Origin of the sequence: Flavobacterium foetidum (genome assembly GCF_004634245.1) — a bacterium.
GTDB classification, from domain to species: Bacteria; Bacteroidota; Bacteroidia; order Flavobacteriales; family Flavobacteriaceae; genus Flavobacterium; species Flavobacterium foetidum.
The window spans coordinates 1-26742 of record NZ_SJTF01000026.1; the positions used below are offsets into that span (position 1 = coordinate 1).

28 protein-coding genes and 1 tRNA gene are annotated in these 26742 nt (G+C 34.4%); 12 read left to right on the plus strand and 17 right to left on the minus strand.

Going from position 1 to position 26742, the window contains the following annotated elements:
- Window positions 1-3: 3 nt before the first annotated feature.
- Window positions 4-76 (minus strand) — tRNA-Lys (locus E0W73_RS21170).
- A 127-nt stretch (window positions 77-203) separates the two neighbouring features.
- On the opposite strand from E0W73_RS21170, the gene E0W73_RS21175 reads away from it, so the two are divergent.
- Window positions 204-722, plus strand: a complete 519-nt coding sequence (locus tag E0W73_RS21175; protein ID WP_135224043.1) for a shikimate kinase — start codon at window positions 204-206, stop codon at window positions 720-722.
- Here the strand turns inward: E0W73_RS21175 and E0W73_RS21180 are convergent.
- Both E0W73_RS21180 and E0W73_RS21185 read right to left on the minus strand, forming a co-directional pair.
- Entirely contained in the window at window positions 714-1214 is a 501-nt protein-coding gene (locus E0W73_RS21180; RefSeq protein ID WP_135224044.1) for a phosphoribosyltransferase domain-containing protein, read from the minus strand. The two genes, E0W73_RS21175 and E0W73_RS21180, sit on opposite strands and share 9 nt — an antisense overlap.
- Before the next feature lie 126 nt (window positions 1215-1340).
- Complete coding sequence (locus E0W73_RS21185; protein ID WP_135224045.1) at window positions 1341-1733, minus strand: RNA-binding S4 domain-containing protein; 393 nt, start codon at window positions 1731-1733, stop codon at window positions 1341-1343.
- Window positions 1734-1812: 79 nt separating this feature from the next.
- Between E0W73_RS21185 and E0W73_RS21190 the strand changes: the two genes are divergently transcribed.
- On the plus strand, window positions 1813-3009 hold the full coding sequence (locus tag E0W73_RS21190; protein WP_135224046.1) for an FKBP-type peptidyl-prolyl cis-trans isomerase: 1197 nt from the start codon (window positions 1813-1815) through the stop codon (window positions 3007-3009).
- Window positions 3010-3084: 75 nt separating this feature from the next.
- Here E0W73_RS21190 and E0W73_RS21195 read toward each other — a convergent pair whose 3' ends face one another.
- The 3 genes from E0W73_RS21195 to E0W73_RS21205 form a co-directional block, all read right to left on the minus strand.
- A complete protein-coding gene (locus E0W73_RS21195) occupies window positions 3085-4038 on the minus strand; it encodes a transketolase family protein (RefSeq protein WP_135224047.1) in 954 nt (317 codons plus the stop codon).
- Between the two features lie 86 nt (window positions 4039-4124).
- A complete protein-coding gene (locus tag E0W73_RS21200; RefSeq protein WP_135224048.1) occupies window positions 4125-4976 on the minus strand; it encodes a transketolase in 852 nt (283 codons plus the stop codon).
- A gap of 257 nt (window positions 4977-5233) precedes the next feature.
- A complete protein-coding gene (locus E0W73_RS21205; protein ID WP_135224049.1) occupies window positions 5234-5536 on the minus strand; it encodes a hypothetical protein in 303 nt (100 codons plus the stop codon).
- A gap of 373 nt (window positions 5537-5909) precedes the next feature.
- Here E0W73_RS21205 and tgt point away from each other — a divergent pair, with 373 nt between their 5' ends.
- From tgt to E0W73_RS21255, 10 genes are all read left to right on the plus strand, one after another.
- The gene (gene tgt, locus E0W73_RS21210) at window positions 5910-7040 is read left to right on the plus strand and encodes a tRNA guanosine(34) transglycosylase Tgt (RefSeq protein ID WP_135224050.1); all 1131 of its coding nucleotides are present in this window, start codon (window positions 5910-5912) and stop codon (window positions 7038-7040) included.
- Between the two features lie 84 nt (window positions 7041-7124).
- Complete coding sequence (locus tag E0W73_RS21215; RefSeq protein WP_135224051.1) at window positions 7125-8213, plus strand: LptF/LptG family permease; 1089 nt, start codon at window positions 7125-7127, stop codon at window positions 8211-8213.
- Window positions 8200-9090 carry a DMT family transporter gene (locus E0W73_RS21220; RefSeq protein ID WP_135224052.1) on the plus strand — a complete coding sequence of 297 codons (891 nt, stop codon included), beginning with the start codon at window positions 8200-8202 and terminating at the stop codon, window positions 9088-9090. Before E0W73_RS21215 ends, E0W73_RS21220 begins: the two co-directional genes overlap by 14 nt.
- A gap of 112 nt (window positions 9091-9202) precedes the next feature.
- Window positions 9203-10156, plus strand: coding sequence for an acetyl-CoA carboxylase carboxyltransferase subunit alpha (locus E0W73_RS21225; RefSeq protein ID WP_135224053.1), 954 nt, complete (start codon window positions 9203-9205; stop codon window positions 10154-10156).
- Window positions 10157-10296: 140 nt separating this feature from the next.
- Window positions 10297-11841: a replicative DNA helicase gene (gene dnaB / locus E0W73_RS21230; protein ID WP_135224054.1), complete on the plus strand. Its 1545-nt coding sequence runs from the start codon at window positions 10297-10299 to the stop codon at window positions 11839-11841.
- A 133-nt stretch (window positions 11842-11974) separates the two neighbouring features.
- Window positions 11975-12352, plus strand: a complete 378-nt coding sequence (locus E0W73_RS21235) for a hypothetical protein (RefSeq protein ID WP_135224055.1) — start codon at window positions 11975-11977, stop codon at window positions 12350-12352.
- Window positions 12353-12517: 165 nt separating this feature from the next.
- On the plus strand, window positions 12518-12985 hold the full coding sequence (locus E0W73_RS21240; protein WP_244248536.1) for a hypothetical protein: 468 nt from the start codon (window positions 12518-12520) through the stop codon (window positions 12983-12985).
- A 221-nt stretch (window positions 12986-13206) separates the two neighbouring features.
- Window positions 13207-14019, plus strand: a complete 813-nt coding sequence (locus E0W73_RS21245) for a sensor histidine kinase (RefSeq protein WP_135224056.1) — start codon at window positions 13207-13209, stop codon at window positions 14017-14019.
- Window positions 14020-14132: 113 nt separating this feature from the next.
- Complete coding sequence (locus E0W73_RS21250) at window positions 14133-14798, plus strand: response regulator transcription factor (RefSeq protein ID WP_135224057.1); 666 nt, start codon at window positions 14133-14135, stop codon at window positions 14796-14798.
- 336 nt (window positions 14799-15134) lie between these two features.
- Window positions 15135-16391: an asparagine synthetase B gene (locus E0W73_RS21255; protein ID WP_135224058.1), complete on the plus strand. Its 1257-nt coding sequence runs from the start codon at window positions 15135-15137 to the stop codon at window positions 16389-16391.
- Here the strand turns inward: E0W73_RS21255 and E0W73_RS21260 are convergent.
- From E0W73_RS21260 to thrS, 11 genes are all read right to left on the minus strand, one after another.
- Complete coding sequence (locus tag E0W73_RS21260) at window positions 16388-17191, minus strand: endonuclease/exonuclease/phosphatase family protein (RefSeq protein ID WP_135224059.1); 804 nt, start codon at window positions 17189-17191, stop codon at window positions 16388-16390. The two genes, E0W73_RS21255 and E0W73_RS21260, sit on opposite strands and share 4 nt — an antisense overlap.
- A gap of 111 nt (window positions 17192-17302) precedes the next feature.
- Complete coding sequence (locus E0W73_RS21510) at window positions 17303-17470, minus strand: hypothetical protein (RefSeq protein WP_162847744.1); 168 nt, start codon at window positions 17468-17470, stop codon at window positions 17303-17305.
- Between the two features lie 138 nt (window positions 17471-17608).
- A complete protein-coding gene (locus E0W73_RS21265) occupies window positions 17609-18277 on the minus strand; it encodes a DNA-binding transcriptional response regulator (protein ID WP_135224060.1) in 669 nt (222 codons plus the stop codon).
- A 9-nt stretch (window positions 18278-18286) separates the two neighbouring features.
- On the minus strand, window positions 18287-19975 hold the full coding sequence (locus tag E0W73_RS21270; protein ID WP_135224061.1) for an ATP-binding protein: 1689 nt from the start codon (window positions 19973-19975) through the stop codon (window positions 18287-18289).
- Window positions 19976-20040: 65 nt separating this feature from the next.
- The gene (locus E0W73_RS21275) at window positions 20041-21762 is read right to left on the minus strand and encodes a tetratricopeptide repeat-containing sensor histidine kinase (protein WP_135224062.1); all 1722 of its coding nucleotides are present in this window, start codon (window positions 21760-21762) and stop codon (window positions 20041-20043) included.
- Between the two features lie 165 nt (window positions 21763-21927).
- Window positions 21928-22362 (minus strand): carboxymuconolactone decarboxylase family protein, encoded by a 435-nt coding sequence (locus E0W73_RS21280; RefSeq protein ID WP_135224063.1) that lies wholly within the window; start codon window positions 22360-22362, stop codon window positions 21928-21930.
- A gap of 79 nt (window positions 22363-22441) precedes the next feature.
- On the minus strand, window positions 22442-23014 hold the full coding sequence (locus E0W73_RS21285; protein WP_135224064.1) for a Crp/Fnr family transcriptional regulator: 573 nt from the start codon (window positions 23012-23014) through the stop codon (window positions 22442-22444).
- 151 nt (window positions 23015-23165) lie between these two features.
- Window positions 23166-23510: a 50S ribosomal protein L20 gene (gene rplT, locus E0W73_RS21290; RefSeq protein WP_135224065.1), complete on the minus strand. Its 345-nt coding sequence runs from the start codon at window positions 23508-23510 to the stop codon at window positions 23166-23168.
- A gap of 169 nt (window positions 23511-23679) precedes the next feature.
- Window positions 23680-23877, minus strand: a complete 198-nt coding sequence (gene rpmI, locus E0W73_RS21295; RefSeq protein WP_026727505.1) for a 50S ribosomal protein L35 — start codon at window positions 23875-23877, stop codon at window positions 23680-23682.
- Window positions 23878-23974: 97 nt separating this feature from the next.
- On the minus strand, window positions 23975-24526 hold the full coding sequence (infC, locus tag E0W73_RS21300; RefSeq protein ID WP_135224066.1) for a translation initiation factor IF-3: 552 nt from the start codon (window positions 24524-24526) through the stop codon (window positions 23975-23977).
- A 22-nt stretch (window positions 24527-24548) separates the two neighbouring features.
- Window positions 24549-26495, minus strand: a complete 1947-nt coding sequence (thrS, locus tag E0W73_RS21305) for a threonine--tRNA ligase (RefSeq protein WP_135224067.1) — start codon at window positions 26493-26495, stop codon at window positions 24549-24551.
- Window positions 26496-26742: the final 247 nt, after the last annotated feature.

The window sequence follows — 26742 nt, forward strand, 5'->3', positions numbered from 1 at the left end:
TTGTGACCCGACTGGGGCTCGAACCCAGGACCCCATCATTAAAAGTGATGTGCTCTACCGACTGAGCTATCGAGTCATATTCGTTTCTTGAATGCGGGTGCAAATATAAGGAGTTTTTTTCGAAGTTTCCAAGCATTTTTATTATAAATTTGTCTTTTTTTTAGAAAAATTTCCAACGTCTTAGTTTATAAGGTTTTATTAATATGAAAAAAATAGTGTTATTAGGTTACATGGGTTGCGGAAAGTCGACGATTGCCCAAAATTTGTCAAAAATTACAAATGTTCCTTTTCTCGATTTAGATAAATGCATCGAAAAAAAAGCAAATTTGTCCATAAATGAGATTTTTGAAAAGTATGGAGAAATTTATTTTCGAAAATTAGAGCATGAAATGTTTGTAGAATTGCTGCAATCTGATCAAAAAACTATAATTGGTCTAGGAGGCGGCACGCCATGTTATGCTAATAACCATGAATTGCTGCAAGACCAAAATGTTATCTCGATTTATTTGAAGGCATCAATCGATACTTTATATAATAGATTGATACATAATAAAAGCAAACGCCCGTTGATTGCTAATATGAATGAAGAAGAAATGAGGGAGTTTATCGCAAAACATTTATTCGACCGCAGCTTTTATTACAACCACGCACAACATAAGCTTGTAGTAGACGGCAGAACGGTCGAAGAAACGGTTAATGATATTTTGGAGATTTTAGCTTAGAGACGCGTAATCTTTTCCGTTTTCATTAAAAACAACTTTTACGTGTTCTAATAATGAACTAGAAAGCGAAATTCCTTTGAAATCTGCTTTTACAGGATATTTTTTGTGATTTCGGTCTACAAGGACTGCTGTTTTGAATTTCTTTAGCGGAACGTCGAGAAAATGACGCACTGCATATATTAAAGTAGTTCCCGAATTTAAGACATCATCTACCAATACCAGCCCTTTGTTAGAATATTCGTTTTCTGACAAAGAGGTCTGGATTGCCGAACTCGGATTTTGTTTGTCGATTTTAACTTCGCAGATAGAAACAGTAAGGGGAGAAATGGTGCGTAAAGACGCTGCAATCTTTTCTGCAAAAATAAATCCGTTAGAAGCAATGCCCGCAATGACAATTTCTTCTTCATCAACAAACGTTTCGTAAATCTGATAAGCGATGCGTTTTATTTTATGTTCGATTTCCTGATGGGTTAAAATGATATTTTCGCTCATGATTTGTTTTTTTTGCTAATTTACAAATTTTAAAAAATTAAGAATAGGTCAAATTTTAATATTCAGATTCTAAGTTCCAAATCAGAACTACATTTGAATTGGAGTTCTTTATTGGGATTTTGTTTTTTATTCTAAGTCGTCCTCATCATCTATAAAATCATTTCCATAATCATCAATATCTCTTCGGTCTTTTTTAGTAGGTCTTCCGGTGCCGGTTTTTCTGTAATGTTCCTTAGAGAGTTTAATCATTTCTAGATGCTCAAAAGATTCTGCAGGAGTTTCGTCTTTGCGATAAATATCCACGAGTTTTGCACCCACACGATTTTGCGGAATATCTAAAACCGTAATAATATAGGTGATCTGGTCTTTTCTAAAGGTAATACGGTCAGTCGGGAAGACTTCTTTTGATGGTTTTGCAACCTGCCCGTTTACCGTAACCTGATTCTTTTTGCAGGCCTCTGTAACCATGTTTCTGGTTTTGTAATATCGAACGCACCATAGGTATTTATCTATTCTCATAATTTTTCTAAAATCCAAGTTAAATTCTTTACAAAAATAAATCAATATTGTATCTTGCGCACCTAAAAAATTAACAATAATGAATAAATTTAAATATTATTTTGTTTTATTACTGGCTGGTATTGCTATAGTTTCGTGTAATAAAAGCGATGACGATGAGGTAGTGGTGACACCGCCTAGAGATTATGCTGAGCAGTATAAAGCAGATAATGATTCTATTCTAAAATATTTAAAGACCAATTATATTAAAGAAGTTACACCTGATTTGGATATTACATTTGAAAAAATACCCGCAGGCGGAACGCAGACTTCAATCTGGGATCAGAAAGATTATGAGTTGAAATACCGTGATGTATATAATAGAGATATTAATTATAGAGTATATTATTTAGTTTTAAGAGAAGGTATAGGGGCTAGACCTACTAACGTTGACAAAATTTCTACTTCTTATACAGGAATATTGCTAAACGGAACGCAGTTTGATTCGTCTTATGGTATTGCACGAACTGCTGATTTAGATGTATATTTGTCTGGGTCTTATATAGAAGGTTGGGGGGAAATAATACCTCAGTTTAAAACAGGTAAACCTGGTCCAGGTGATGCTGGTGCAATTACTTACACAGATTTTGGTGCGGGCGTGATGTTTTTGCCTTCTGGTTTAGGATATTACAACCGTGTTCAAGGTGAGATTCCAGCATATTCTCCGCTGATTTTCAGTTTTAAACTGTTTGATCTGCAACGAATGGATAGCGAGTTTACTACAACAAGTTCTGGAATTACAGTTGTTGGAGATGGCATTCCGTCTTATCTTGAAGATATTAATGGCGATGGGTATCTATATGATTTAAGAGACGTAACAAGATATCCAAATCCTCCTGATTGGATGAAAGGAGATGACACTGATGGCGATGGAATACCTGATTATCTTGATTTGGATGATGATGGCGATGGTTTTACGACTAGAATGGAGATTACAAAACCAACAGATTTAATTGGATGGGGCAAACTTAATGGAGAGGATTTTTATTACGGGTTAAGCAGATATTATCCTTTCGATCCAGTTTCTGATAATCCGAATACAATAAATGTAGATGAGAAAGAACCTTGGGGAATTCCGAGAAGACCTACAGGAGCTCTTAAAGATCCTTCTAAGCCTGAGTCTAAAACAAATCCTAGAGCTTTTGATACATCGACATCTCCAGATGTTGAAAACGATTATAATGCTGCTGGCAGATTAAGAATTCACTTAGATAAAACATATCCTTACCCTTTGTAAATCTTTGGGTAAGTCTAGAAAAAGAAAAACCTCGAAATGTAGATTTCGAGGTTTTTTTATGGAGTAGAAAATTAATTATTTTCTTTTGATTACTCTTTCAACTGCTTCAACAATTGCTTGATTGTTTAACTTGTATTTTTCCATTAATTGCTCAGGAGTTCCAGATTCACCAAAACTATCTTGAACTGCCACAAATTCTTGTGGCGCAGGATTGTTTAAAGCCAATACTCCAGAGATGCTTTCTCCAAGACCTCCAAGATAGTTGTGCTCTTCTGCAGTAACGATGCATTTTGTTTTAGCAACCGATTTAAGAATAGCTTCTTCGTCAAGAGGTTTGATGGTATGAATGTTGATTACTTCAGCAGAAATTCCTTTTGCTTCAAGAGCTTCAGCAGCAATAAGAGCTTCCCAAACTAAGTGACCTGTAGCAACAATAGTAACGTCAGTCCCTTCGTTTAATAAAATCGCTTTTCCGATTACGAATGGTTCGTCAGCAGGAGTGAAGTTAGGCACTACCGGACGTCCGAAACGCAAATAAGCCGGTCCGTGGTGATCTGCCAATGCAATAGTAGCCGCTTTTGTCTGATTGTAATCACATGTATTGATTACTGTCATTCCAGGAAGCATTTTCATCAATCCGATATCTTCTAAGATTTGGTGGGTTGCACCGTCTTCTCCTAAAGTTAAACCAGCGTGAGAAGCACAGATTTTTACATTTTTATCAGAATAAGCAACAGACTGACGAATCTGGTCGTAAACTCTTCCTGTAGAGAAATTAGCGAAAGTTCCTGTAAATGGAATTTTTCCTCCAATAGTTAAACCTGCAGCAATACCAATCATATTGGCTTCTGCGATTCCGATCTGGAAAAAACGCTCTGGATGGTTTTTCTTGAATTCATCAAATTTTAATGATCCAATTAAATCTGCGCATAATGCTACAACATTTTCGTTTTTCTGACCTAATTCTGTCATTCCCGCTCCAAAGCCAGAACGAGTATCTTTACTTCCTGTATTTTCGTATTTTTTCATTTTTTATTTTTTGAGATGCTAAGTTTCTAAGATTCTAAGTGGCCAAGTTTTTAAACTGAAACTCGACACAGAAACCGAACACTTTTTTAATAATCAACTTGATCTTTAGAGTAATTTTGAGCCAATGCATTTTCTAGCTGCTCATTGTTTGGCGCTTTTCCGTGCCAAGCGTGAGTATGCATCATAAAGTCAACACCATTACCCATTTCGGTATGCAATAAGATACAAACTGGTTTTCCTTTTCCTGTTCTAGATTTAGCTTCAGTTAATCCTGCAATGATTGCATCGATATTGTTTCCTTCTGTGATTTCGAGAACATCCCAGTCAAAAGCTTCAAATTTTGCACGAAGACTTCCCATTGCAAGAACTTCGTCAGTTGTTCCGTCAATTTGTTTTCCGTTTACGTCTACGGTTGCAATAATGTTGTCTACTTTTTTTGCAGAAGCATACATAATTGCTTCCCAGTTTTGACCTTCCTGTAACTCACCATCACCATGAAGTGTAAATATTAAATGCTTGTCTCCGTTTAATTTTTTAGCCTGCGCCGCTCCAAGAGCAACAGACAAACCTTGACCTAATGATCCAGATGCCATACGAACTCCTGGTAATCCCTCGTGAGTTGTTGGGTGTCCTTGTAAACGAGAATTCAACAATCTAAAAGTTGCAAGTTCTGAAACTGGAAAATAACCGCTTCTCGCTAAGACGCTATAAAATACTGGAGAGATGTGTCCGTTTGAAAGGAAGAATAAATCTTCTCCAATTCCGTCCATGTCAAAACCTTCCTTGCGGTCCATTATATTTTGATAAAGTGTTACCAAAAATTCAGTACAACCTAAAGAACCACCTGGGTGTCCAGAGTTTACAGCATGTACCATTCTAAGAATATCTCTTCTTACTTGGATCGTTAAATCGCTTAATTGTTGTGTGTTAGGCTTCATTTTATATGTAAAATTTTAAACTGAAGCAAAAGTAACGGATATTTTGTGGGGAGACAAATCATTTTCTGCTTTAGTTTGTTTCAATTGTTAAATTTTTTTGCTCTTTTTTTATCAGATTTGGAAAAAATACAAGAAATTAATAATTGCTATAAAAAGATTTGCCACAGATTAAACGGATCAAAAGATTTTAAAAACCTTAATTAATCTTCGTAATCTGTGGCAAAATAAGTGTAGAAATTTACTAAAGGGTGAACTTTTTAGTTCGTATCGCTTTCGCTGTAAAAATTGTTTTCTTCGTCTTCAGAACCTATATCTTCTTGCTGGTCATCCAGCTCAGAGCCAGGGACATCAAGATCGTTGCCAATTTTGTCGCTGTTCTGTTTCCATTCGTGGTTGTTATTGTTAATTATTCTTTCTCCAGAAATATCTTGAGGGTCTATATCTTCTAGTCGTTCTTCTTGATTATAGATATCTTCATTTGCGGGATAATCCATGTTTTCAAGATTTCTTTCAATTTGATCGTCTTTTATTTGATCTAGTTTTTCGTCAGCATTTATCATGATTTCTAAGATTTAATTATTGATATATTTATAATTTAAAGTTAGAAAATCAAGGACTTATGGCGTTATATCTTAAGAGGTTGAAATTGCAGTTTTTACATTTGATTTATTTTTTTTGTGTAAGGGTTACATCCAAAAATCTGTGTTAAATCAGTGTGATCTGTGACATACAGGACTCATTTTAACCCCCGATAAAAAAATAGAAAATCAAATTTGGGTTGTCAATTTAATGGTCTAATTCTTAAATTCTCAAACTGATAAATTCTGAAATTGGCAAATTATTTAATTAACAGAATTTTCTAATTGACAAATTTTCTAATTAACTAAATTTCCCTGAAATTAAACTATCTTTGCCGACTGAAAAAAGAAACAAATGAAGTTCGATTTATTACAAAAAGATCCGCAGTCTAAAGCAAGAGCGGGAAGTATTACTACTGATCATGGCGTAATTGAGACGCCTATTTTTATGCCGGTCGGTACAGTTGCATCTGTTAAAGGGGTGCATCAGCGTGAGCTTAAAGAAGAAATAAATCCGGATATTATTCTTGGAAATACATACCATTTATATTTGCGTCCTCAAACTGAAATTTTAGAAAAAGCGGGAGGATTGCATAAATTCATGAACTGGGATCGCAATATTTTGACCGATTCTGGTGGATATCAGGTATATTCTCTTTCTTCAAACCGAAAAATCAAAGAAGAAGGAGTAAAATTTAAATCGCATATTGACGGTTCTTATCACTTTTTCACGCCAGAAAATGTAATGGAAATTCAGCGTACCATTGGAGCCGATATTATCATGGCTTTTGATGAATGTACGCCATATCCATGTGATTATCGTTATGCGCAGCGTTCTATGCACATGACGCACCGCTGGTTGGATCGCTGTATTTCGCATTTAGATAAAGTTCCTTACAAATACGGTTATGAGCAAACATTTTTCCCGATTGTTCAAGGAAGTACTTATAAAGACTTGCGCCGTCAATCAGCTGAATATATTGCAAATTCTGGTCAAAAAGGAAACGCAATTGGTGGATTGTCGGTAGGTGAACCAGCCGAAGAAATGTATGCCATGACTGAAGTGGTTTGCGAAATTCTTCCAGAAGATAAACCGCGTTATTTAATGGGAGTTGGGACACCAATTAATATTCTCGAAAATATCGCATTAGGAATTGATATGTTCGATTGCGTTATGCCGACTCGTAATGCGAGAAACGGAATGCTGTTTACAGCAAACGGAACGATCAACATCAAAAACAAAAAATGGGAAGCCGATTTTTCTCCAATCGATGAAATGGGCCATACGTTTGTAGATACAGAATATAGTAAAGCTTATTTGCGCCATTTGTTTGCGGCTAATGAATATTTAGGAAAACAAATTGCTACCATTCATAATCTTGGTTTTTATATGTGGTTGGTTCGTGAAGCCAGAAAACATATATTAGCGGGAGATTTTAGGCCATGGAAAGAAATGATGGTTAAAAATATGAGTCAGAGATTATAAAAAGTTTCAAGTTTCAGGTTTTAGGTTTCAAGTTCTCAGCAGGACGTGAAACCCGAAACTTGAAACAAAACAAACAAAATTTATATGCTTTCAATAATAGATAAATACATCTTAAAGAGATACCTAGGGACTTTCTCTGTAATGCTGCTTTTGTTTGCTCCGATCGGAATCGTGATCGACGTTTCTGAAAAAGTGAACAAAATGCTCGAAAATAAGATTCCGTTTCCGGATATTGCTTTCTATTATTACAATTTTACGATTTATTTTATCAATTCGCTTTTTCCGATATTCTTGTTTCTTTCGGTTATTTGGTTTACTTCAAAACTGGCTAATAATACCGAGATTATTGCAATTTTGAGTTCAGGGATTTCGTTTACGCGTTTCTTGCGACCTTATATTATAGGAGCGACCATTGTATCGCTTTTTGTATTATTAATGGGATTTTTTATTGTTCCTGCTGCAAGTGAAGGCTACAATAATTTTAGGTACACTTACCTGAAAGGTAATGGTAAAGAACTCATGCGAGGTGAAAATACCAATGTGTATAGACAAATTAATGATCACGATTTTATCTTCGTAAATAGTTTTAATGAAGAATCAAAAACAGCTTTTAATTTTACTTTAGAGCATTTTGAAAAAGAAAAACTAACTTATAAAATCACGGCAAGTCGTATAAAATGGGATCCTAAAAAGAAGATTTATATTCTATACGATTATACCAAACGTACAGTAGGCGAACTCAACGATGTTATAGAGAAAGTGCCAGAAAAAAACGTGGCTTTTAAATTTGAGCTGGCCGATTTGACTCCTGTTGTTTATATCGCAGAAACGCTGACATTAGGAAAATTAATTGATTTTATAGAAAAAGAAAGAAAAAGAGGGTCAGGAAACATCAATACTTATTTGGTGGTTCTTTATAAAAAATACAGCGTACCGGTTTCGGCTTTTATTCTGACGATTATTGCAGTGGCAGTTTCTTCTATGAAAAGACGAGGCGGAATGGGAATGAATCTGGCAATCGGAATTGCAATTGCGTTTTCATTTGTGTTTTTTGACAAAATATTCGGAACACTGGCCGAAAAATCTACTTTCTCACCTTTATTAGCGGTTTGGTTCCCGAATATTGTTTTCGGAATTCTAGCGGTTTACTTATTACGTAATGCGAAACGATAATTTAAAAAGTTATTTAAATCTTCACTTAATTGTTTTTATCTGGGGTTTTACTGCAATTCTCGGAGCTTTAATTACTATTGATGCCGAAAATTTAGTCTGGTTCAGAATGTTGCTGGCCGGAATTTTTTTAGGAGGATTCATCGCCTTTAAAAAACAGTCTTTTCAGGTTCCTGTTAGAGAGTTTTTTAAACTGATTTTTGTTGGTTTGCTCATAGCATTGCATTGGATTTTCTTTTTTAAGGCTATTCATGTCTCTAATGTTTCGATAACGCTTTCTATTTTCTCATTAGGCGCTTTTTTTGCTTCTTTATTAGAACCAATATTCTTCGGTAGGAAAGTATTATGGTACGAAGTCTTTTTCGGACTTGTGATTATTGCGGGTCTTGCCTTGATTCTGCAGGTCGAAATTAAATATCTTCAAGGAGTTTATTTTGCTTTAGCCTCTATAATCTTAGGTGTTTTATTTACTTTGATGAACGGAAAATTAATTGCAAACCACGAACCTTCGGTAATTACATTTTATGAGTTTGGAGCGGGAGTGTTTTTTATTTCGCTTTATTTTCTGTTTGAAGGAAAATTTACAGCAGATTTCTTTCAGCTTTCATTAAACAACTGGGTTTTATTATTTGTTTTAGCCTCAGTATGCACAGCTTATGCATTTACGGCATCAGTAAAAGTGATGAAAAGGCTTACTCCTTATACCGTAATGTTAACAACAAATCTAGAACCAGTGTACGGAATTATTCTAGCGTATTTCATTTTGGGTGGAAAAGAAAAAATGAGCGTTGAATTTTACATCGGCGCCGTTATAATTGTTATAACAGTGATTCTAAACGGAGTCCTTAAACATTATAAGACCAAGAAAGAGAACTTGTAAAAGTTTCCTTATTTTTAAAATGCATTTTTATACTTTAAATAACAATTAACTTCGCCAATGATATAATATTTTTATATTTGCGGTTCGATTTACAAACAAAATTCAAAAATCCATGGAATATTTAGATTTTGAGCTTCCGATTAAAGAACTTGAAGAACAGTTAGAAAAGTGTGTTATAATTGGAAAAGAATCTGACGTTGACGTAACGCCGACCTGTAAGGAAATCAACAAAAAATTAGAACAGACTAAAAAAGATATATACAAAAACCTGACGGCTTGGCAGCGTGTTCAGTTGTCAAGACACCCAAACAGACCTTATACTTTAGATTACATCAAGGCTATCTGTGGCGATACATTCTTAGAACTTCATGGAGATAGAGGCTTTAAAGACGATAAAGCAATGGTGGGTGGTCTTGGTAAAATAAACGGTCAGTCGTTTATGATTATCGGACAACAAAAAGGTTTTAATACAAAAACACGCCAATACCGTAATTTTGGTATGGCAAATCCTGAAGGATATCGTAAAGCTTTGCGTTTGATGAAAATGGCAGAGAAATTCGGAATTCCGGTTCTGACTTTAGTCGACACTCCGGGTGCATATCCAGGACTTGAAGCCGAAGAAAGAGGACAAGGTGAAGCGATTGCAAGAAACATCTTTGAAATGGTTCGCCTACAAGTGCCAATCATTACAATTATTGTTGGCGAAGGTGCGTCTGGTGGAGCTTTAGGAATTGGCGTTGGAGACCGAGTTTATATGTTAGAGAATACTTGGTATTCTGTAATTTCTCCAGAATCGTGTTCTTCTATTTTATGGAAAAGCTGGGAATACAAAGAGCGTGCGGCAGAAGCTTTGAAACTGACTTCTTCTGACATGAAAAAACAAAAATTGGTAGACGATGTAATTCCGGAACCACTTGGAGGAGCGCACTATGACCGCGAAACTACTTTTAAGACTGTGGCAGAATTCATTACTAAAGGATATAATGAATTGAAAGATTTATCAACAGCCGAGCTGATTGCCCAAAGAATGGACAAATACAGTAATATGGGCGAGTATAAAGAATAAATTCATCAAAATGAATGAAAAATCCGAAGCCTCGCAGTTTCGGATTTTTTTTTGGTTATCAACAAAAAAACTTATTTATAAACACTGTATTAGTTATAACTCGATAGCAGATTTTTTTTAAATTTTGCTACTTTCGCTTTATGGAAAATTTCAAAAACTTAAGCCCGATTAAGGTCGACAAAACCACCATTATTAATTTAGAGAAAGGAAAACTACCTCCTCAGGTTATAGATTTGGAGGAAGCGGTTCTTGGTGCAATGATGATTGATAAAAAAGGGGTTGATGATGTGATTGATATTTTGCAGCCAGACGCGTTTTACAAAGATGCTCACAAATATATCTTTGAAGCGATTCTGCAGCTTTTTACAGAAACCCAACCTATCGATTTATTGACGGTTTCGACTCAGCTCAAGAAAAACGGAAAACTAGATTTAGCAGGAGGCGATTTTTATTTGATTCAGCTTACGCAGAAAATTGCATCTTCTGCGCATATCGAATTTCACTCTCGTATTATTCTTCAAAAATTTATCCAAAGAAGTTTGATTCGTATTTCTTCTGAAATTATTGAAGAATCGTACGACGAAACCACAGACGTATTTGATTTATTGGATAAAGCCGAATCAAAATTATACGAAGTTACGCAAGGAAATATTAAGAGAAGTTCTGAAACTGCTCAGAGTTTGGTGCTTCAGGCAAAAAAACGTATTGAAGAAATAGCAGGAAAAGAAGGTCTGAGCGGTATCGCCACCGGATTCGAAAAGTTAGATGAAGTAACTTCAGGATGGCAGCCTTCGGATTTGATTATTATCGCAGCTCGTCCGGGTATGGGTAAAACAGCTTTCGTACTTTCGATGGCTCGAAATGTTAGTATTCAGTTCGGACATGCAGTAGCGATTTTCTCTCTAGAGATGGCTTCTGTACAGCTTATCACTAGGCTTATTTCGTCTGAAACAGGTTTGTCTTCAGAGAAACTAAGGACCGGAAAATTAGAAAAACACGAATGGGAACAGCTGAGTACTAAAGTAAAAGATTTAGAAAAAGCTCCGTTATTTATAGACGATACACCGTCGCTTTCAATCTTCGACTTGCGTGCAAAATGCCGTCGTTTGGCTTCTCAACACGGAATTAAACTGATTATCATTGACTACTTGCAGTTAATGACTGCTGGAGGAAGCGGTAAAGGAGGAGGAAACCGTGAGCAGGAGATTTCTACTATTTCGCGAAACTTAAAAGCATTGGCAAAAGAGCTAAACGTTCCGGTTATTGCGCTTTCTCAGTTATCTCGTGCCGTTGAGACCCGTGGTTCTAGTAAACGACCATTGCTTTCGGATCTTCGTGAATCTGGAGCGATTGAGCAGGATGCCGATATTGTATCGTTTATTTATCGTCCGGAATATTATAAAATTGAAGAATGGGATGATGATGAAGCATCTTCTACAACAGGTCAGGCAGAATTTATTATAGCCAAGCACCGTAACGGTGGTTTAGAAAATATCCGTCTGAAGTTTCTTGGACATCTGGGTAAATTTGACAACCTTGAAGAGTTTACAGGAGGATACGATGATCTTCCTTCTAAAATGAATCATGACGATAATCCTTTTATCACAAAGAATTTGCCATCGCCAAATGAAGCCTTCGGAAGTAACCTTAATGATGACGATGATGACAGCGATGTGCCGTTTTAACATATTTAGAAAAGCCTTTCTTCGGAAAGGCTTTTTTTATGAAAAAAAGTTAATTTTTTAAGAAAAATCAGTAGTTTAGCGAAACCAAGTACAAACATTTTTTTTAACATTAACCAAAAACAATTTAAATTCTATGAGTAAAGATTTACAAAATCTAGGAAGTGTGGAAATTCCTTTGAGTGAAGGTATCGAATGGGCAAAAAAATATCGTGATGCTCCAAAAGAAACTGAAGAAGGAAAAGGCAAAGTCAATGGCTATTTAATTCCGCTTGCTACTTTAAAATTAGTTTTAGAACAAGACATCGATGCTGTGCGCGCCTACAAAGGCATAAACAATGCTGGCGAGCAAATCTTGATGTTTGTAGGGACTAAACTAGATCCTGAAACTGGTATTTACAGAGATGTATTTTTTCCAGGAACAGGAGTTGAAGCAAAAAGTAACGATGGCAGTGTTGTCTACGACGCTACACGTCCGTGTCCTCCAAATGGTGATCCTGAAAGCCCGATGTAATTAAAAGAATTAATGTTATATCTTTTTTTTACATACCTCGGTTATTTTCTTTTAATAATCAATTTTATATTATTTTCTAAAGGCTTTTCCAAATTTGGAAAAGCTTTTAGAATTTACGTTTGTTATCTTTTCCTATTGGTCATTGTCCAGTTTACTATGGAGGTAATGGTGTTTTTTAATATAAACAATCTATTTCTCGTTCATCTCTATTTTATTGGTCAGTTTGTACTTTTAGGTCTTTTTTACAAAGAGCTTTTTCAAAATAAAGAACAAAAAAAAATCATACAGATTTCGTTATTTACGGGCATATTTATCTTAGCAGTGCAATATGTTTTGCAACCAGAATTGTTTTTTAAATTTAATTTGTTCGAAATCACAATAACCTCATTGCTAGTGGTTTTCTTTGCCTTGTTGTATTTGTATAATATGTTGACTGATGAAAAAAAATTCTATTACATTACCGTAGGATTAGTCATTTATCTGCTGGCAAGTACGATATTGTTTTTGGTAGGGAATCTTACTTTAGGCTTGAGTGAAGAACTAAAATTAATCACCTGGACCTTAAATGCATTTTTTGTTATGGTAAATCAGTTTTTTGTTTTGTTTGAATGGAAAAAAAGTTTTTCATCTTAAAAAACGCTCTTAAAAACATTCTTAATTTTATTTAGATCTCTACCAAAATAATTTTGGTAGAGATTTTTATATAAAAATATTTAATTAAACCCGTGACTTAGAAGGCGCAAAAAATCTTTCGCTTGCCTTTTCTAAATATGAAATCTATGTTTCTATGTGTTAGAAAAAAAATATGAATTGCGCCCAAAGGGCTAATTAAATCTAATTTTGATATTTCACTTATGATAAAATCTTTTATTTCTTTAAATATTAATTCGCTTCCAGAGAAAGAAATTGTCGCAATAATTTTATATACCTCGCTTTTCTTAATGATTGTTGCTATTAGTTTAATAGTATTCTTTTATTTTTCGAGAAAAAAAATTATTCAGAAAGAACTAGAAAAGAAAGATTTGATCCTGCAGTATCAAAAAGAGCAACTTCATGCGATCATTGTTACGCAGGAAGAAGAACGAAAACGAATTGCACAAGACCTGCACGACGACATTAGTTCTAAACTTAATATAGTTTCGCTGAATAGTCATTTGCTGACTTCTCCCGGCTTAACAGAAAATGAGACAATCGAAATTACCGAAAACATTATTAATCTTACGACAAAGGCACTCGAGAATTCTAGAAAAATTGCACATAATTTATTGCCACCAGTCTTTGAAAAGTTTGGATTGAATGCAGGAGTTGAGGAATTATGCGAAGAATTTGAAAGCAGCAAAAAGGTAAAAACCCATTATACAAACGAAATAGATTTTGATGATAAAGATCTAGATCGTCATCTACATATCTTTAGAATTTTACAGGAATTGATGAATAACTCGCTTCGTCACGGAAAAGCGACTGAAATCTGGATTGCTTTTAAAAATAACAATGCTACAAATACCTGTAATTACAAAGATAACGGAATCGGTTTTGACAGCACTAATCTTGGCAATCAGAAAGGACTCGGCATGAAAAATATCGATAGCAGGATTTCGTTTTTAAACGGAAGCATCGATTTTAAATCGGAAATTGGAAAAGGTATCGAAGTTGATTTTACTTTTTAATTGTATAAATAGTTAAATTATCGTATAATTTCTACAATAACGAGGTTTCTGTTAATTTATTTGCTTCATATTTTGTAATTTCGGCATAAATAAACGACCAAAACCAAATTAAAATGAGTAACGCTGTAAAAATCGCTTTAGTCGATGATGAAGTTTTATTCCGGAAAGGAATAGCTTTTTTGTTGCAAAGAGAAGAAAACTTTGAGATTCTTTTTGAAGCATCAAATGGAGAAGAACTGATTTTGCAACTAAACCAGAAAGAAACAAAACCAGATATCATTATTATGGATCTGAAAATGCCTGTTCTAAACGGCGTTGAAGCAACAAAAATAATTCGTAAAAGTTTTCCTGATATAAAGATTATTGCACTTACCAGCTACGATACCAAATCGTTTATTGCCAACATGATACAGGTTGGAGCCGTTGCTTACCTAATCAAAAATACTACACCAAAAGACCTTATTAAAACTATAAACGAGGTTGCCAAAAAAGGATTTTATTACAACGAAAATGTATTAAAAACCATCCAGGAAACCATAGTTTCTCCTAAAAATTTGCGAGGCGGTCTGGAAACCAATTTTCTTTCATCGCGCGAAGTAGAAATTCTACAGCTCATTTGCCAACAGAAAACAACAGCTGAAATCGCTGAACATCTTTTCCTTAGCCCGAGAACGGTGGAAGGACATCGAAATAATTTACTGTTAAAAACTGAATCTAGAAACATTGCTGGTCTGGTAGTATATGCAATCCAAAATGAAATAGCTGTTTTGACACTTTAATTTTTACGAAGCCAGAAATTGTATTGACAGAACATAATAGAAGATTATGGTTACAACTAAAACACATAAGCCTATTTTCTGGAAAATATTTAATTCCTTTTTTTGATTGTTGCTGTCGTTAAATCTCATATTTTTAATTTCTTAATTATTTTTAAGTGGCCAAAAAACAAAAGTAAATAGAATTTCTGTTTGTAAAATGCGTGTTTTTACGTGTTTATTTGTTAAAATGATTTCATTCTTAAGATATTTCTTGGATATTCATTTCTTTTGCAAAACTTGTTAATAACCTTATGGTTTTTAAGAGTTCTTCCTATCTTTACTAAAATGATTTTTTGAATGAAAAAGGGTTTATATCTTATCTTATTACTGTTGTCGTTTGCTGCAAAAGCTTCTTTTATTTTGCTTCCAATGGATGAATCAACGCAACAGAACCACCTGAAAGCTTACGGAATAACCTATTGGTGCCTGAGCCGCGACTACAAAGCGAGTTGGCTGCTGAACTACCGCGGAGGTTCTTTTTTACTTCCCGATGCCGATGAAATAAGAAAAGAATGTAAAATTAGAGGTGTGAGTTTTGAGGTTATTTCAGATGGTGAGGAAGCTTCTATCCTGAATGAAATTTCCAGTCCATCTCAAAACATGGAATCTGTAATTTTAGAAAAGGCGCCTAAAATCGCTGTTTACACTCCAAAAGGGAAACAGCCTTGGGACGATGCCGTAACCTTGGTGCTCACATATGCAGAGATTCCTTTTACGCCAATTTACGATGAAGAGGTATTAAGTGACCAATTATTGCTTTACGATTGGCTGCACTTGCATCATGAAGATTTTACCGGACAATACGGTAAATTTTATGCCGCTTATAAAACTACTCCCTGGTATATAGATCAGAAAAGAGATGCTGAAGCTTTGGCCGCAAAACTCGGTTATGATAAAGTTTCTAAAGAAAAAGGGGCGGTTGCCAAAAAAATCAGAGATTTTGTAATCGGTGGAGGATTTATGTTTGCCATGTGTTCTGCAACAGATAGTTTTGATATCGCGCTTGCGGCAGATGGAGTAGATATCTGCGAAGCCATGTTTGACGGAGATCCAAGTGAGTCAAATTATCAGTCAAAACTGAATTATGGTAATTCTTTTGCTTTTAAAAATTTCACTTTAGAACGAAAACCCGAAGTCTACGAGTTTTCAGATATTGATATGACCATAAAACGTCGTATCCCAATGGAAAAAGATTATTTTACCTTAATGGAATTTTCTGCAAAATGGGACCCAATTCCGAGCATGCTCTGTCAGAATCATACACAGCTAGTTAAAGGTTTTATGGGGCAAACTACCTCTTTTGATGCATCTTTGGTGAAATCTAATGTGTTGGTTATGGGTACTTGCGAACTCAATGGCGAGGCACGATACATTCATGGCGAAAAAGGAAAAGGGATGTTTACTTTTTTTGGAGGTCATGATCCAGAAGATTTTCAGCATCAAGTTGGGGATCCGCCGACAGTTTTAGATTTGCACCCCAATTCTCCTGGATACAGATTGATTCTGAACAATGTCTTATTCCCTGCTGCGAAAAAGAAAAAGCTAAAAACCTAATTTAACGAGAACTCAAACCAAACCGGAATATGATCGGAAATTTTTCTTGCTTCCTGCAAGGAATTAAATTTCTGGTAAAACAAAATCACGCCCGAATTTATGATGTTCAAACGGTCAGTTTTGTAGAAAACATTGTCAAATTCTGAAGCTAGACAAACATTGCCTTTGCAATTTTGTTTCAATGTAGTCTTTTGATTTTTCAAAAGAGCAGAATAGCCCAGCTTTTTTAGCGGATTAAAAACAGTATGAGTTTCTGGACAGTTAAAATCGCCTAAGAAAACAAGGTTTTGTTGGGGATACTGCGCGGGTAAAAACTTAAAATATTTTATCTCGGTTTCGGGTTGCCTACTTTTGGTAATGGCATGAAAATTGGCGAGAGTAATGCTTTTTTTATTGATTTCAAAAGTGGCATAATAAGGCTCCCTGTCTATTTCTAAGTTAAATTTCTTTTCCAGCCATTTTTCTTTGAGCTTTGCTTTATTAGTTTTCCAGATATAGGCATAACGTTCTCGCTTGTAACTGCTGCTTGAGGTAGGGTCACTGATGATGTAATCCCATTTAGAACCTTTATTGTTTAGCAAAGCTGCAAGTTTGGCAACGGTTTGTGCGCCTCCAGGACCCGCAACAACTTCTTGAATGACCACTATGTCATAATTTGAAACAGTTTCTGCAATAAAGTTCAAAACATCGTGGCTTTTAGATTTTCCTAAATTTTCGATATTCCAAGACACGACTTTTGTCTGTGAAAATGAAATAAAAAAACAAAATAGGAGCAGTAGGGGACTTAGTAGGTTTTTCATTCAGATTAGTAAAGAAATCAAATATAAGAATTTCAATTTCCAGCCCTAAATTTATCGGTAATCATTTTTAATAAAACCGCTAAGTCACCACTATATGAGGGCTAAGGCACATTAATGTTTTTTGTATCTGTTTTTTAGAGCAGTTCCGATAATAATAATTTGAAGAACAAGTAGGGCAGGAATAAAGACAAGCTTCCAATCAATTTCAAGCCAGCCTGTTTTCTCGGAAACATAGGCAAAACTCATTGAAAGTAGTAAGCATAGAATCATTGTTTTCATGATGATTTTATTCTGGATTGTGTTAACTTTTGCTATTATATTAAATTTGGCTCGTGGTTTCATGGTTAGTTGGATAGTTGATTACAAATTTAACGCTATAAAAAGGCTTTTCCTTACGGGAATCCGTAAAAGCATAAATTAAACTAGCCCAAAATCTTTTGCTATTGCAATCAAATGGACATTGTTGTTTGCCTTAAAATAGATTTTTAGTTTGTTGATTCGCTTTTCTATGCTGCTCGTGCCGTTTGGAGCAATCGAAAGCGCTTTAAATTCTTTAGAAATGTTCTCTAAAATATAGCCTTGAGCTAATAATTTCAAGATTGAAATATCATAAGATTCTATTTCAATCAATGCTTTATCATTAAAATTAAAAGCAAGATCAGACGAAAGTATTCTTTCTTCATTTCTATATACCGCTTCAATCGCATTTTTTAATTCGGCAATACTGTTTCTTCCTTTAGAGACATAGGCGTTAATTCCTAAGTCATTAAAAAGGGTTTTGATTCTGAAGCTTTTATCTTCAATCGAAAAAACAATTTTTTTAAGATTTGGCTGTACCTGATTTGCTGCTTCAATAAGTTCTTCGCCACTGCTTAAATTGGCTTTTCTATGGTCTATTTTAAAAGATAAATCACTGATAAGTAAATCATAAGGTTCTCCTTCTTGAAGCGCTCTCTTGATTTTAAGCAAAGCTTCATCACAATATTTTACGTGATCTATTACGGAAATTTTTAATTCCTCGAGCACCTGAACAACTGCAATACTTATACTATCTAAATCTTCTGCAACTAAAACTTTCTTAAACATATTTTGATTTTATAAAGGAAAAGTGAAACTTAATTTAATACCTCTTTCATTGGTGTCAAAAATAAGTGTTCCTTTTATAGTTTTAATACGGTTTTCCACATTTTGGAGTCCATTTCTGAAAAAAAAGTTTTCTTTTTGTATTCCAATTCTGTTGTCTGTATAAATTAAGGTAATATTTTTACTGGTATTTTTAAAAACGAGGCTAGTTAATGTTGCATTACTTTCAGCTTTCATCTGGCCTAAAAGTTCCTGTAGTACTCGAAAAATAGTGATTTTCTTGTTCTTTTCAATTTTATGCCACTGAATGTCGTTCAGTCCATTAACAATGATATTCAGATTTGTATTCTTAAATCCTGAAATCATTTCTTTTAATTCTGTTTGGAAGTTTTCATTAGTAGAAATAATGCTGTTTTCTTTGGATATTTTTCTTGTCCGCTGATAAACATTATCTAAAGTATGGAGTAATTTTTCCTTGTTAAATTCGTTTTTTAGATCGGTATTCTGAGAAAAAGACAATAAATTGTAAACATCATTTGATAGTGTTTCGCTAAGTTTTTCAGAAATGCGCATTTCACTCTCATAAATTGTTTCTTGTTTCTCTTTTTTGTTTTTCCAGCTTAAATAAAAAATAAGGAAAGCCGTGAGTAAAAGTACAGAGGCGATGATAATGTACGAGACGATGTTCCTGCTTTTCTGCCTTTCCAGCAAAATTTCATTCTCAATTGTCTGCGATTTAAGTTCAAGATTTTCTTCTAAATCCTTGGTGAAATTATATTTTATATTGGCAGACTGATTCTTTGTTTTCTGCCTTCCTTGGTTAATGCTGTCGATAAGTTTTATATAATTTAATGTATGAAGCTTAAGTTCTTTGCCATTGCTCACTTTAATAATTTGGGCCAATGCCTGAGTTTTATTTGCAGAAGAAACATCCATGCAAGCTCTTTCGTAAGATTTGAGTGCATACTCATGTGCTAGTTTTGGATTGTCTTTTTCGTAATATTTTGAAAGATAAATGTAGTTTTGAGTTAGATCAAGACTAAAATTATGTTTTAGGTTGAGCTCAAGGCTTTTTTGATAAAGCTCCAGTGCGCCTTCTTTTTTTAGGTTAAAATAACAATAACCAAGATTTAGCAACGTATAAGCATAATTTTCATCTGAAAATTCAGGATGAGTAATACTCACAATTTTCCTTCGGCTCAAAGGTTCAAGAATTCCGGCGGCGTCTTCATACTTTTTTTGTTCAATGTAGGCTACAGCTATGTCGTTTAGGACCAAAGCTTTTTTATACGGGTTTCCAGGAATTTTCAAGGCTTTAGTATGATAGAAAATTGAGTTTTCGAGGTCGTACATATTGTGATAATTGTCGCCGATAAAACTGTATATGTTGCGAACAATCTGCTTCTTTTTTATCTTTTTTAAATAAGGGAGTGTTTTGGTCAATAAGGCTTCGCTAGTAATGTAATCTCCATAAAGCGATTGTATTTCTGCCATAGAAGAAATGAGATAAGCATATTCTTCATAATCAACAGAAACGTCACAAAGCAACTGGGCTTTATTGTAATAATAGTATGAGCTGTCGTATTGGTCGTTAAAATAGAGAGAATCTGCCTTTGCAGTTAGCTTCTTTACTGTTTCCTTGTTGCTTTTTTTATTTGAAACGAACTCCTTGTTCTCTTTACAAGAATGCAATAAAATCATAATCACTAAGATGGTAAATAACTTAGAAAAGCAATTTTTTTGAAAAAACTGAATCATCTTCATTCTTAAATAGGGAATTTAAAAGTTACTTTAAATCCTTGATTAATGGACGAAGTAAAATTTACCTTTCCTTTAATCTTTACTATTCGGCTTTCAACATTATGAAGACCGTTTTTTATTATCATTTTGTCAGTATCAATTCCTTTTCCGTTATCTGTATAATGTATTACCACATTTTTATCTGTTTTTTTAAAATTAATTCCGACTAACGTTGCTTCGCTGTATTTTCTCATATTGACCAGTAATTCCTGAAGCACTCTATAGACGGTAATTTTTTTGTTTCGGTCAATTTGATTCCATGGAATTGTATCCAAGCCATTTAAAATCAAATTTATTTTAGATGTGCTGAAACCGGAAATCATTTCTTTTAGCGAGACAATGTAGTTTTCGTTTGTGGTGATTATACAATTCTCCTTAGAAATATCACGTGTTCTCGAATAAATCGCATCAAGATTATGCAGTAATTGACTTCGGTTTTCTGCTAGAGCTAGATTTTTGTTTTCCGCAAATGCCATTGTATGGTAAATGTCATTAGCAAGCTCGTCGTGCAGTTTTTTCGAGATTCTGGTTTCGCTATTGTATGCCGCTTCAATTTTTTCTCTGTTTGCTTTAGAAGTCAGATAAAAATAAAGAACCAAAACAAGACATAAAGTTAAAGCAATTACAACATACGAGATTGCATTTCTGTTTTTTTGTCTTTCTAGTTTAAGTTCATTTTCGGCTTTGTGGGTCTTTAGTTTTAGATTTTCTTCTTTTTCTTTTTTAGAATCGTACTTGATTCTTGCGAATTGGTTTTTTGCTTTTTGTCTTGCTTCAAAAATACTGTCAGCCAAATTAACATATAGTAGAGAATACTTTTTTAAATCATTGTTTGAACTGTTTTTGATTAACAATTTTAGCGCCAATAAGCGATTGTCGACATTTTGCAACTCTGTAAATATTTTATAGCTCGCAATACCATTTTTTTGAGCTATGTCAGAGTTTTGAGCTTTGTCATAATATTCAGAAAGATGTAGATAGCTAATGCCAGTTCCTAATTGGTCATTTATTTCTTTTCTAATTTTAAGGCCTTGATTCAAATACTGAAGAGCTTCCGGATTTTTGATTTTTAGATAACATAAACCGATGTTGTCAAGTGTTTCGGCATAATAAATCGGATTTTTAATTACTTCCTGCCTATTCAATAAAGTATAAAAAATTTGTAATGCCTCATCGTATTTTTTCTGTTCTCGAAAAACAGTGGCGATGTTATTTTTCGCTTCTAGTTTTTTTTCTTGGTTTGTTTCTAGAGCCAACGCTTTATTGTAAAACAAAAAAGCATTGTTGAAATCGCCGATAAAGAGGTAAGTAGAACCTAGTGTCGTGTACGTATTCCATAAATGAATAGGATTTTTAATGTTATGTAGATACGGTATCGCTTCTGTAATTGTCGTTTCGCTTCCAGCATAATCTCCAAGACCCAGTTGTAAATTGGCCATTTTATTCAATACTCTAACGTAATTTTCAGCATTTTCAGAAGGGGTAGAAATAAGTTTGGCTTTGTTGTAATAATAGAAAGCGCTGTCTGTGTTTTTATGGGTAAAGGATCCTGCGACAGTGATAAGTCTTTCGACTTCGGTATTATTCTTTGTTTTTTTTTCAACTAAACTATCGTTCTTTTGGCAAGATAAAAAAAGAGAAAAAAAGCTGAGTATGTAGAGGTAATTATGTATTCTTTTTGGTATCATGCGCCAAAAATAAAGAATTATAATTTCCGTGAAAGCGTATAATTACGGTATTTTAAAATATTTTTATCTAAGAAATAAGTTACGTCTCATCTATAATTAAATTGAAAAAGCCCTCTGTAAAAGAGAGCTTTTCTAGTAATATTCTGTTTAATGCTATCTTTCAAATTAAACAGCTCTTAGTCCTGTTGTAATGGCAAGTCTGTTCCAAGAGTTTATAGTAATGATTGTCAAAATGATTTCAGCCAGATATTTTTCGTCAAATAAGCGTGCCGCATTTTGATATACCTCTTCAGAAACATGATTGCTTATTAATGTCACTTCTTCTGTCAAAGCCAAAATCGCTTTCTCTTCCTCGGTATAAACATCTGCTTCTCTCCATGCACTTAAAAGATAGATTCGCTGTTCTGTTTCTCCATATTTACGTGCATCTGCCGTATGCATATTAATGCAGAATGCACAGCCGTTTACTTGAGATGCGCGAATTTTAATAAGTTCCTTGTGAGTTGATGTTAGTGAAGTTGTTGCGATGTATTTTTCTAAATTCATTAATGCTTGATATGCTTCTGGAGCAACTTGTGGAATAACAATTCTTGAGTTCATTTTATATGTTTTTAAAAGTTCATTACAAAGATCAATAATCGATACTCTCAAAAACTTGAACTACTTCAAGAAATTCAAATCATACTTTTCCAGCTCTGATTTTGCTCATAAATTCGGCAGAAAAATCTAAATAGGAGGCAAGCATATATTGCGGAACTCGTTGCACAAAATCAGGTTGCTGATTTTTAAAATGATTGTATCTCTCTTCAGCAGACATTGTAAACAGGAACTTAATCCTCATCTGTGCGGCGCCAAAAGCTTTTTGAGCAACAACTCTGAAGTATTTTTCTAATTTAGGGATTTGAACTAGCAGAGATTCCAAAGTATTCTTGTCTAAAGCAATTACCTCTGAGTTTTCTACTGCCTGTATATAAAAATGAGAAGGGCTATGGTTATGGTAACTCAGATAATCGGTTATCCACCAATTCTCTACACCAAACTGCAGGGTTTGCTCTGTTCCTTTAGGGTTGATAATATATTGTCTCATGCAGCCTTTTACAATAAAATACATGCTATTGCAGATTTGGCCTTCCTGCAGGACATGTGTTTTCTTTTTGATATTGCTTTTTTGAAGTGTCGATTCCATCATTTCGATTTCTGAATCGTCTAGACTAACAAATTTCTGAATATGTTCAATAAGTTCGTGATGCATTTTTTTTCAGCTTAGATACAAATGTAGTTTTTTTATAAAACACTATTAAAAATTAGAAGTCACAAAAAGCTATAAAACAAAAAGCCATTTGTGATTGACAAATGGCTTTTTTATAATAAGTAAGTAAATTTAAATTGAGTTTATAAAACGTTTATTTTACTTTGTTAAGAATAGCTTTGAAAGCTTCTGGATGGTTCATAGCTAAATCTGCAAGAACTTTACGGTTCAATTCGATTCCGTTAGCTTTAACTTTTCCAATGAATTGAGAATAAGACATTCCTTCTAATCTAGCTCCAGCGTTGATACGTTGAATCCATAATGAACGGAAGTTTCTTTTATTCTGTTTTCTGTCACGGTAAGCATAGCTCATCGCTTTTTCTACCGCGTTCTTAGCAACTGTCCAAACGTTTTTACGTCTTCCAAAGAAACCTTTGGCTTGCTTCATTATTTTTTTTCTTCTTGCTCTTTTAGCAACTGAATTTACCGATCTTGGCATAATTTTAATGTTTTTTTGTAGCAGGCGTCCTGAATTAAATCAAAGGAACTTAATGGCCGTACTCCAAGGTTATATAAATAATTTTTAACCTAAAGAATTAAAAAGTTAGAGGTTAGAAGTTAGAGGTTAGGAGTTTTACTCATAACAAATAACTTTTAACGATTAACAATTATATAATTCTTAATTGTTGTTTGATGCTTTTCATATCTGTTTGGTGAACTAGCGCTGAGTGTGTCAAAGCTAATTTACGTTTTTTAGATTTTTTAGTCAAGATGTGACTTTTAAAAGCATGCTTTCTTTTAATTTTTCCAGAGCCAGTAACTTTAAAACGTTTCTTAGCGCTAGATTTTGTTTTCATTTTAGGCATTTTTCCTAGTGTTTTAATTTATTCTTACTTACTTATATTTTTGATTCAGATTAAAAGTTTCAGGTTCGGCGAACACTTATACTTAAAATACGGAACACTATTTCTTTTTCTTCGGAGCAATGAACATAATCATTCTCTTTCCTTCCAAAACAGGCATAGCTTCTACTTTGCCATGTTCTTCCAGATCCTGTGCAAGACGAAGTAGTAAAATCTGTCCCTGATCTTTATAGATGATTGAACGTCCTTTAAAGAAAACAAATGCTTTTAGTTTAGCTCCTTCTTTAAGGAATTTTTCAGCATTCTTTCTTTTAAATTCATAATCATGCTCATCAGTCTGAGGACCAAATCTAATTTCTTTTACAACTACTTGAGACGATTTTGCTTTTAAGGCTTTATCACGTTTCTTTTGTTCGTAAACAAATTTCTTGTAGTCCATTATTTTACATACTGGCGGTTCGGCATTTGGAGAGATTTCTACCAAATCCAATTCAAGCTGGTCAGCAAGACGTAATGCATCTGCTATCTTAAAAACGCCAGGTTCAATGTTCTCGCCTACAAGACGTACTTCTGGGACACGAATAAGATTGTTTATTCTGTGTGCATCTTTTTTTTCTACTCGAGGTTGTTGAGTACCTCTGTTACTTTTTATTGCTATGACTTTATAATTTAAGTTAAACTGTAAATACTTTTAATGTCTTATTTATTTCTTCGTTTACAATGCCGACAAATTCATCAATTGAAACTGTTATATTTCCTTTCCCTTCCTGACCGTGACGACGAATAGAAATGGTATTGTTTTTCTCTTCTTCTTCACCTACAATCAGCATAAATGGAGTTTTCTGAATTTCAGCATCTCTAATCTTCTTACCAATTGTTTCATTTCGGTTGTCAATTAGGGCGCGAATTTCGTGATTTTCTAGCAAATCTAAAACTTTTTTAGCATATTTTTCGTATTTCTCGCTCAAAGACAAGATTATAGCCTGCTCAGGCATCAACCAAAGAGGGAAATTTCCAGCAGTATGTTCTAGTAAAATTGCTATAAAACGTTCCATAGATCCAAAAGGAGCTCTGTGAATCATAACAGGGCGATGCAATTCATTATCAGCACCTTTGTATGTCAATTCAAAACGTTCAGGTAAGTTGTAATCTACCTGAATAGTTCCTAGCTGCCACTGTCTTCCTAAAGCATCTTTTACCATGAAATCTAGTTTCGGGCCATAAAACGCTGCTTCGCCGTATTCTACAACAGTATTAAGGCCTTTGTCTTTTGCGGCATTGATGATAGCGTTTTCAGCTTTTTCCCAATTTTCATCCGTACCAATATACTTATCTCTGTTTTCTTGGTCTCTTAGTGAGATTTGAGCTGTGAAGTTTTCAAAACCTAATGAACCAAATACATATAGTACAAGGTCGATTACTTTTTTGAATTCTTCGTCTAATTGTTCCGGCGTACAGAAAATATGTGCGTCGTCTTGAGTAAATCCTCTAACACGAGTTAAACCGTGCAACTCGCCTGATTGTTCGTATCTATAAACAGTTCCAAATTCAGCATAGCGTTTAGGAAGATCTTTATACGACCAAGGCCTTACGTTATAAATCTCGCAGTGATGAGGACAGTTCATTGGTTTTAATAAAAACTCTTCTCCTTCTGCAGGAGTGTGAATGGGCTGAAAACTGTCTGCCCCATATTTAGCGTAATGTCCCGAAGTAACATACAAATCTTTTTGTCCGATATGTGGACTCACAACTTGTTCGTAACCTGCTTTCTTTTGTGCTCTCTTCAAAAATTGCTCTAAACGATCTCTAAGTGCTGCTCCTTTTGGCAACCACAAAGGTAGGCCTTGACCAACTTTTTGAGAAAAAGCGAATAGTTCTAATTCTTTTCCTAATTTACGGTGATCACGACGTTTTGCTTCTTCAAGAAGTTCAAGATACTCAGTTAAGTCTTTTTGTTTTGGAAAAGAAGTTCCATAAACACGAGTCAGCTGTTTGTTTTTCTCATCACCTCTCCAATAAGCGCCAGCAACGCTCATGATTTTCACGGCTTTGATAATTCCGGTATTCGGAATATGTCCTCCGCGGCATAAATCAGTAAAAGTAGAGTGGTCGCAGAAAGTAATAGTTCCGTCTTCAAGATTAGAAATTAATTCGGTCTTGTAAACGTTGTCTTTGTACATTTCTAAAGCTTCAGCTTTAGTTACTGGGCGCATTTTAAAATCAAATTTTCCTCTTGCAATTTCGAGAATACGATCTTCGATTTTTTTGAAATCAGCCTCAGAAATCTTCTGATCTTCGAAATCAACATCATAATAAAAACCATTAGCAATTGCAGGCCCTAGAGTTAATTTAATTCCAGGGTATAATTCATCAAGAGCTTGCGCCATTACGTGTGAAGTTGAGTGCCAGAAAGCTTTTTTGCCTTCAGCGTCATTCCAAGTATATAAAATAAGATTACCGTCGGTCGTTAATGGAGTCTCGGTTTCAATAGTTGTACCATTAAAAGATGCAGAAATAACATTTCTTGCAAAACCTTCGCTAATGTTTTTAGCGACCTCCATTGGAGTTACGCCTTGAGCGAACTCTCTAATTGACCCATCGGGTAAAGTAATCTTGATCATTGTTTGTAATTTTGTGAATGCAAATATAAGTGATTACAAAAATACATACAATATATATGTACAAGTTTACTTTGTGATATAAATAAGATTGAGCAGGGTGTTACATATGCATATTCTTTCTAGCGGTTTTAAAAACCCATCGGGTTTGTTTTTTATACATATATACAATAGTGTAATTCCAATTTTTCGGCAGATACGCACCGCAGTGCGTCTAATGCGTATAAAAGACGTGAAAGAAAGATGGGAT

Bases quoted from the DNA above. Each gene is read 5' to 3' on its own strand.
- E0W73_RS21195 (WP_135224047.1), bottom strand. From the start codon at position 4,038: ATGAAAAAATACGAAAATACAGGAAGTAAAGATACTCGTTCTGGCTTT.
- thrS (WP_135224067.1), bottom strand. From the start codon at position 26,495: ATGATCAAGATTACTTTACCCGATGGGTCAATTAGAGAGTTCGCTCAA.
- E0W73_RS21225 (WP_135224053.1), top strand. From the start codon at position 9,203: ATGGAATATTTAGATTTTGAGCTTCCGATTAAAGAACTTGAAGAACAG.
- E0W73_RS21510 (WP_162847744.1), bottom strand. From the start codon at position 17,470: ATGAAAACAATGATTCTATGCTTACTACTTTCAATGAGTTTTGCCTAT.
- E0W73_RS21235 (WP_135224055.1), top strand. From the start codon at position 11,975: ATGAGTAAAGATTTACAAAATCTAGGAAGTGTGGAAATTCCTTTGAGT.
- E0W73_RS21180 (WP_135224044.1), bottom strand. From the start codon at position 1,214: ATGAGCGAAAATATCATTTTAACCCATCAGGAAATCGAACATAAAATA.
- E0W73_RS21285 (WP_135224064.1), bottom strand. From the start codon at position 23,014: ATGCATCACGAACTTATTGAACATATTCAGAAATTTGTTAGTCTAGAC.
- tgt (WP_135224050.1), top strand. From the start codon at position 5,910: ATGAAGTTCGATTTATTACAAAAAGATCCGCAGTCTAAAGCAAGAGCG.
- E0W73_RS21275 (WP_135224062.1), bottom strand. From the start codon at position 21,762: ATGATACCAAAAAGAATACATAATTACCTCTACATACTCAGCTTTTTT.
- E0W73_RS21250 (WP_135224057.1), top strand. From the start codon at position 14,133: ATGAGTAACGCTGTAAAAATCGCTTTAGTCGATGATGAAGTTTTATTC.
- rpmI (WP_026727505.1), bottom strand. From the start codon at position 23,877: ATGCCTAAAATGAAAACAAAATCTAGCGCTAAGAAACGTTTTAAAGTT.
- E0W73_RS21200 (WP_135224048.1), bottom strand. From the start codon at position 4,976: ATGAAGCCTAACACACAACAATTAAGCGATTTAACGATCCAAGTAAGA.
- E0W73_RS21185 (WP_135224045.1), bottom strand. From the start codon at position 1,733: ATGAGAATAGATAAATACCTATGGTGCGTTCGATATTACAAAACCAGA.
- E0W73_RS21240 (WP_244248536.1), top strand. From the start codon at position 12,518: ATGGTGTTTTTTAATATAAACAATCTATTTCTCGTTCATCTCTATTTT.
- rplT (WP_135224065.1), bottom strand. From the start codon at position 23,510: ATGCCAAGATCGGTAAATTCAGTTGCTAAAAGAGCAAGAAGAAAAAAA.
- E0W73_RS21255 (WP_135224058.1), top strand. From the start codon at position 15,135: ATGAAAAAGGGTTTATATCTTATCTTATTACTGTTGTCGTTTGCTGCA.
- E0W73_RS21265 (WP_135224060.1), bottom strand. From the start codon at position 18,277: ATGTTTAAGAAAGTTTTAGTTGCAGAAGATTTAGATAGTATAAGTATT.
- E0W73_RS21215 (WP_135224051.1), top strand. From the start codon at position 7,125: ATGCTTTCAATAATAGATAAATACATCTTAAAGAGATACCTAGGGACT.
- E0W73_RS21280 (WP_135224063.1), bottom strand. From the start codon at position 22,362: ATGAACTCAAGAATTGTTATTCCACAAGTTGCTCCAGAAGCATATCAA.
- E0W73_RS21245 (WP_135224056.1), top strand. From the start codon at position 13,207: ATGATAAAATCTTTTATTTCTTTAAATATTAATTCGCTTCCAGAGAAA.
- E0W73_RS21205 (WP_135224049.1), bottom strand. From the start codon at position 5,536: ATGATAAATGCTGACGAAAAACTAGATCAAATAAAAGACGATCAAATT.
- E0W73_RS21270 (WP_135224061.1), bottom strand. From the start codon at position 19,975: ATGATTTTATTGCATTCTTGTAAAGAGAACAAGGAGTTCGTTTCAAAT.
- E0W73_RS21190 (WP_135224046.1), top strand. From the start codon at position 1,813: ATGAATAAATTTAAATATTATTTTGTTTTATTACTGGCTGGTATTGCT.
- E0W73_RS21260 (WP_135224059.1), bottom strand. From the start codon at position 17,191: ATGAAAAACCTACTAAGTCCCCTACTGCTCCTATTTTGTTTTTTTATT.
- dnaB (WP_135224054.1), top strand. From the start codon at position 10,297: ATGGAAAATTTCAAAAACTTAAGCCCGATTAAGGTCGACAAAACCACC.
- E0W73_RS21220 (WP_135224052.1), top strand. From the start codon at position 8,200: ATGCGAAACGATAATTTAAAAAGTTATTTAAATCTTCACTTAATTGTT.
- E0W73_RS21175 (WP_135224043.1), top strand. From the start codon at position 204: ATGAAAAAAATAGTGTTATTAGGTTACATGGGTTGCGGAAAGTCGACG.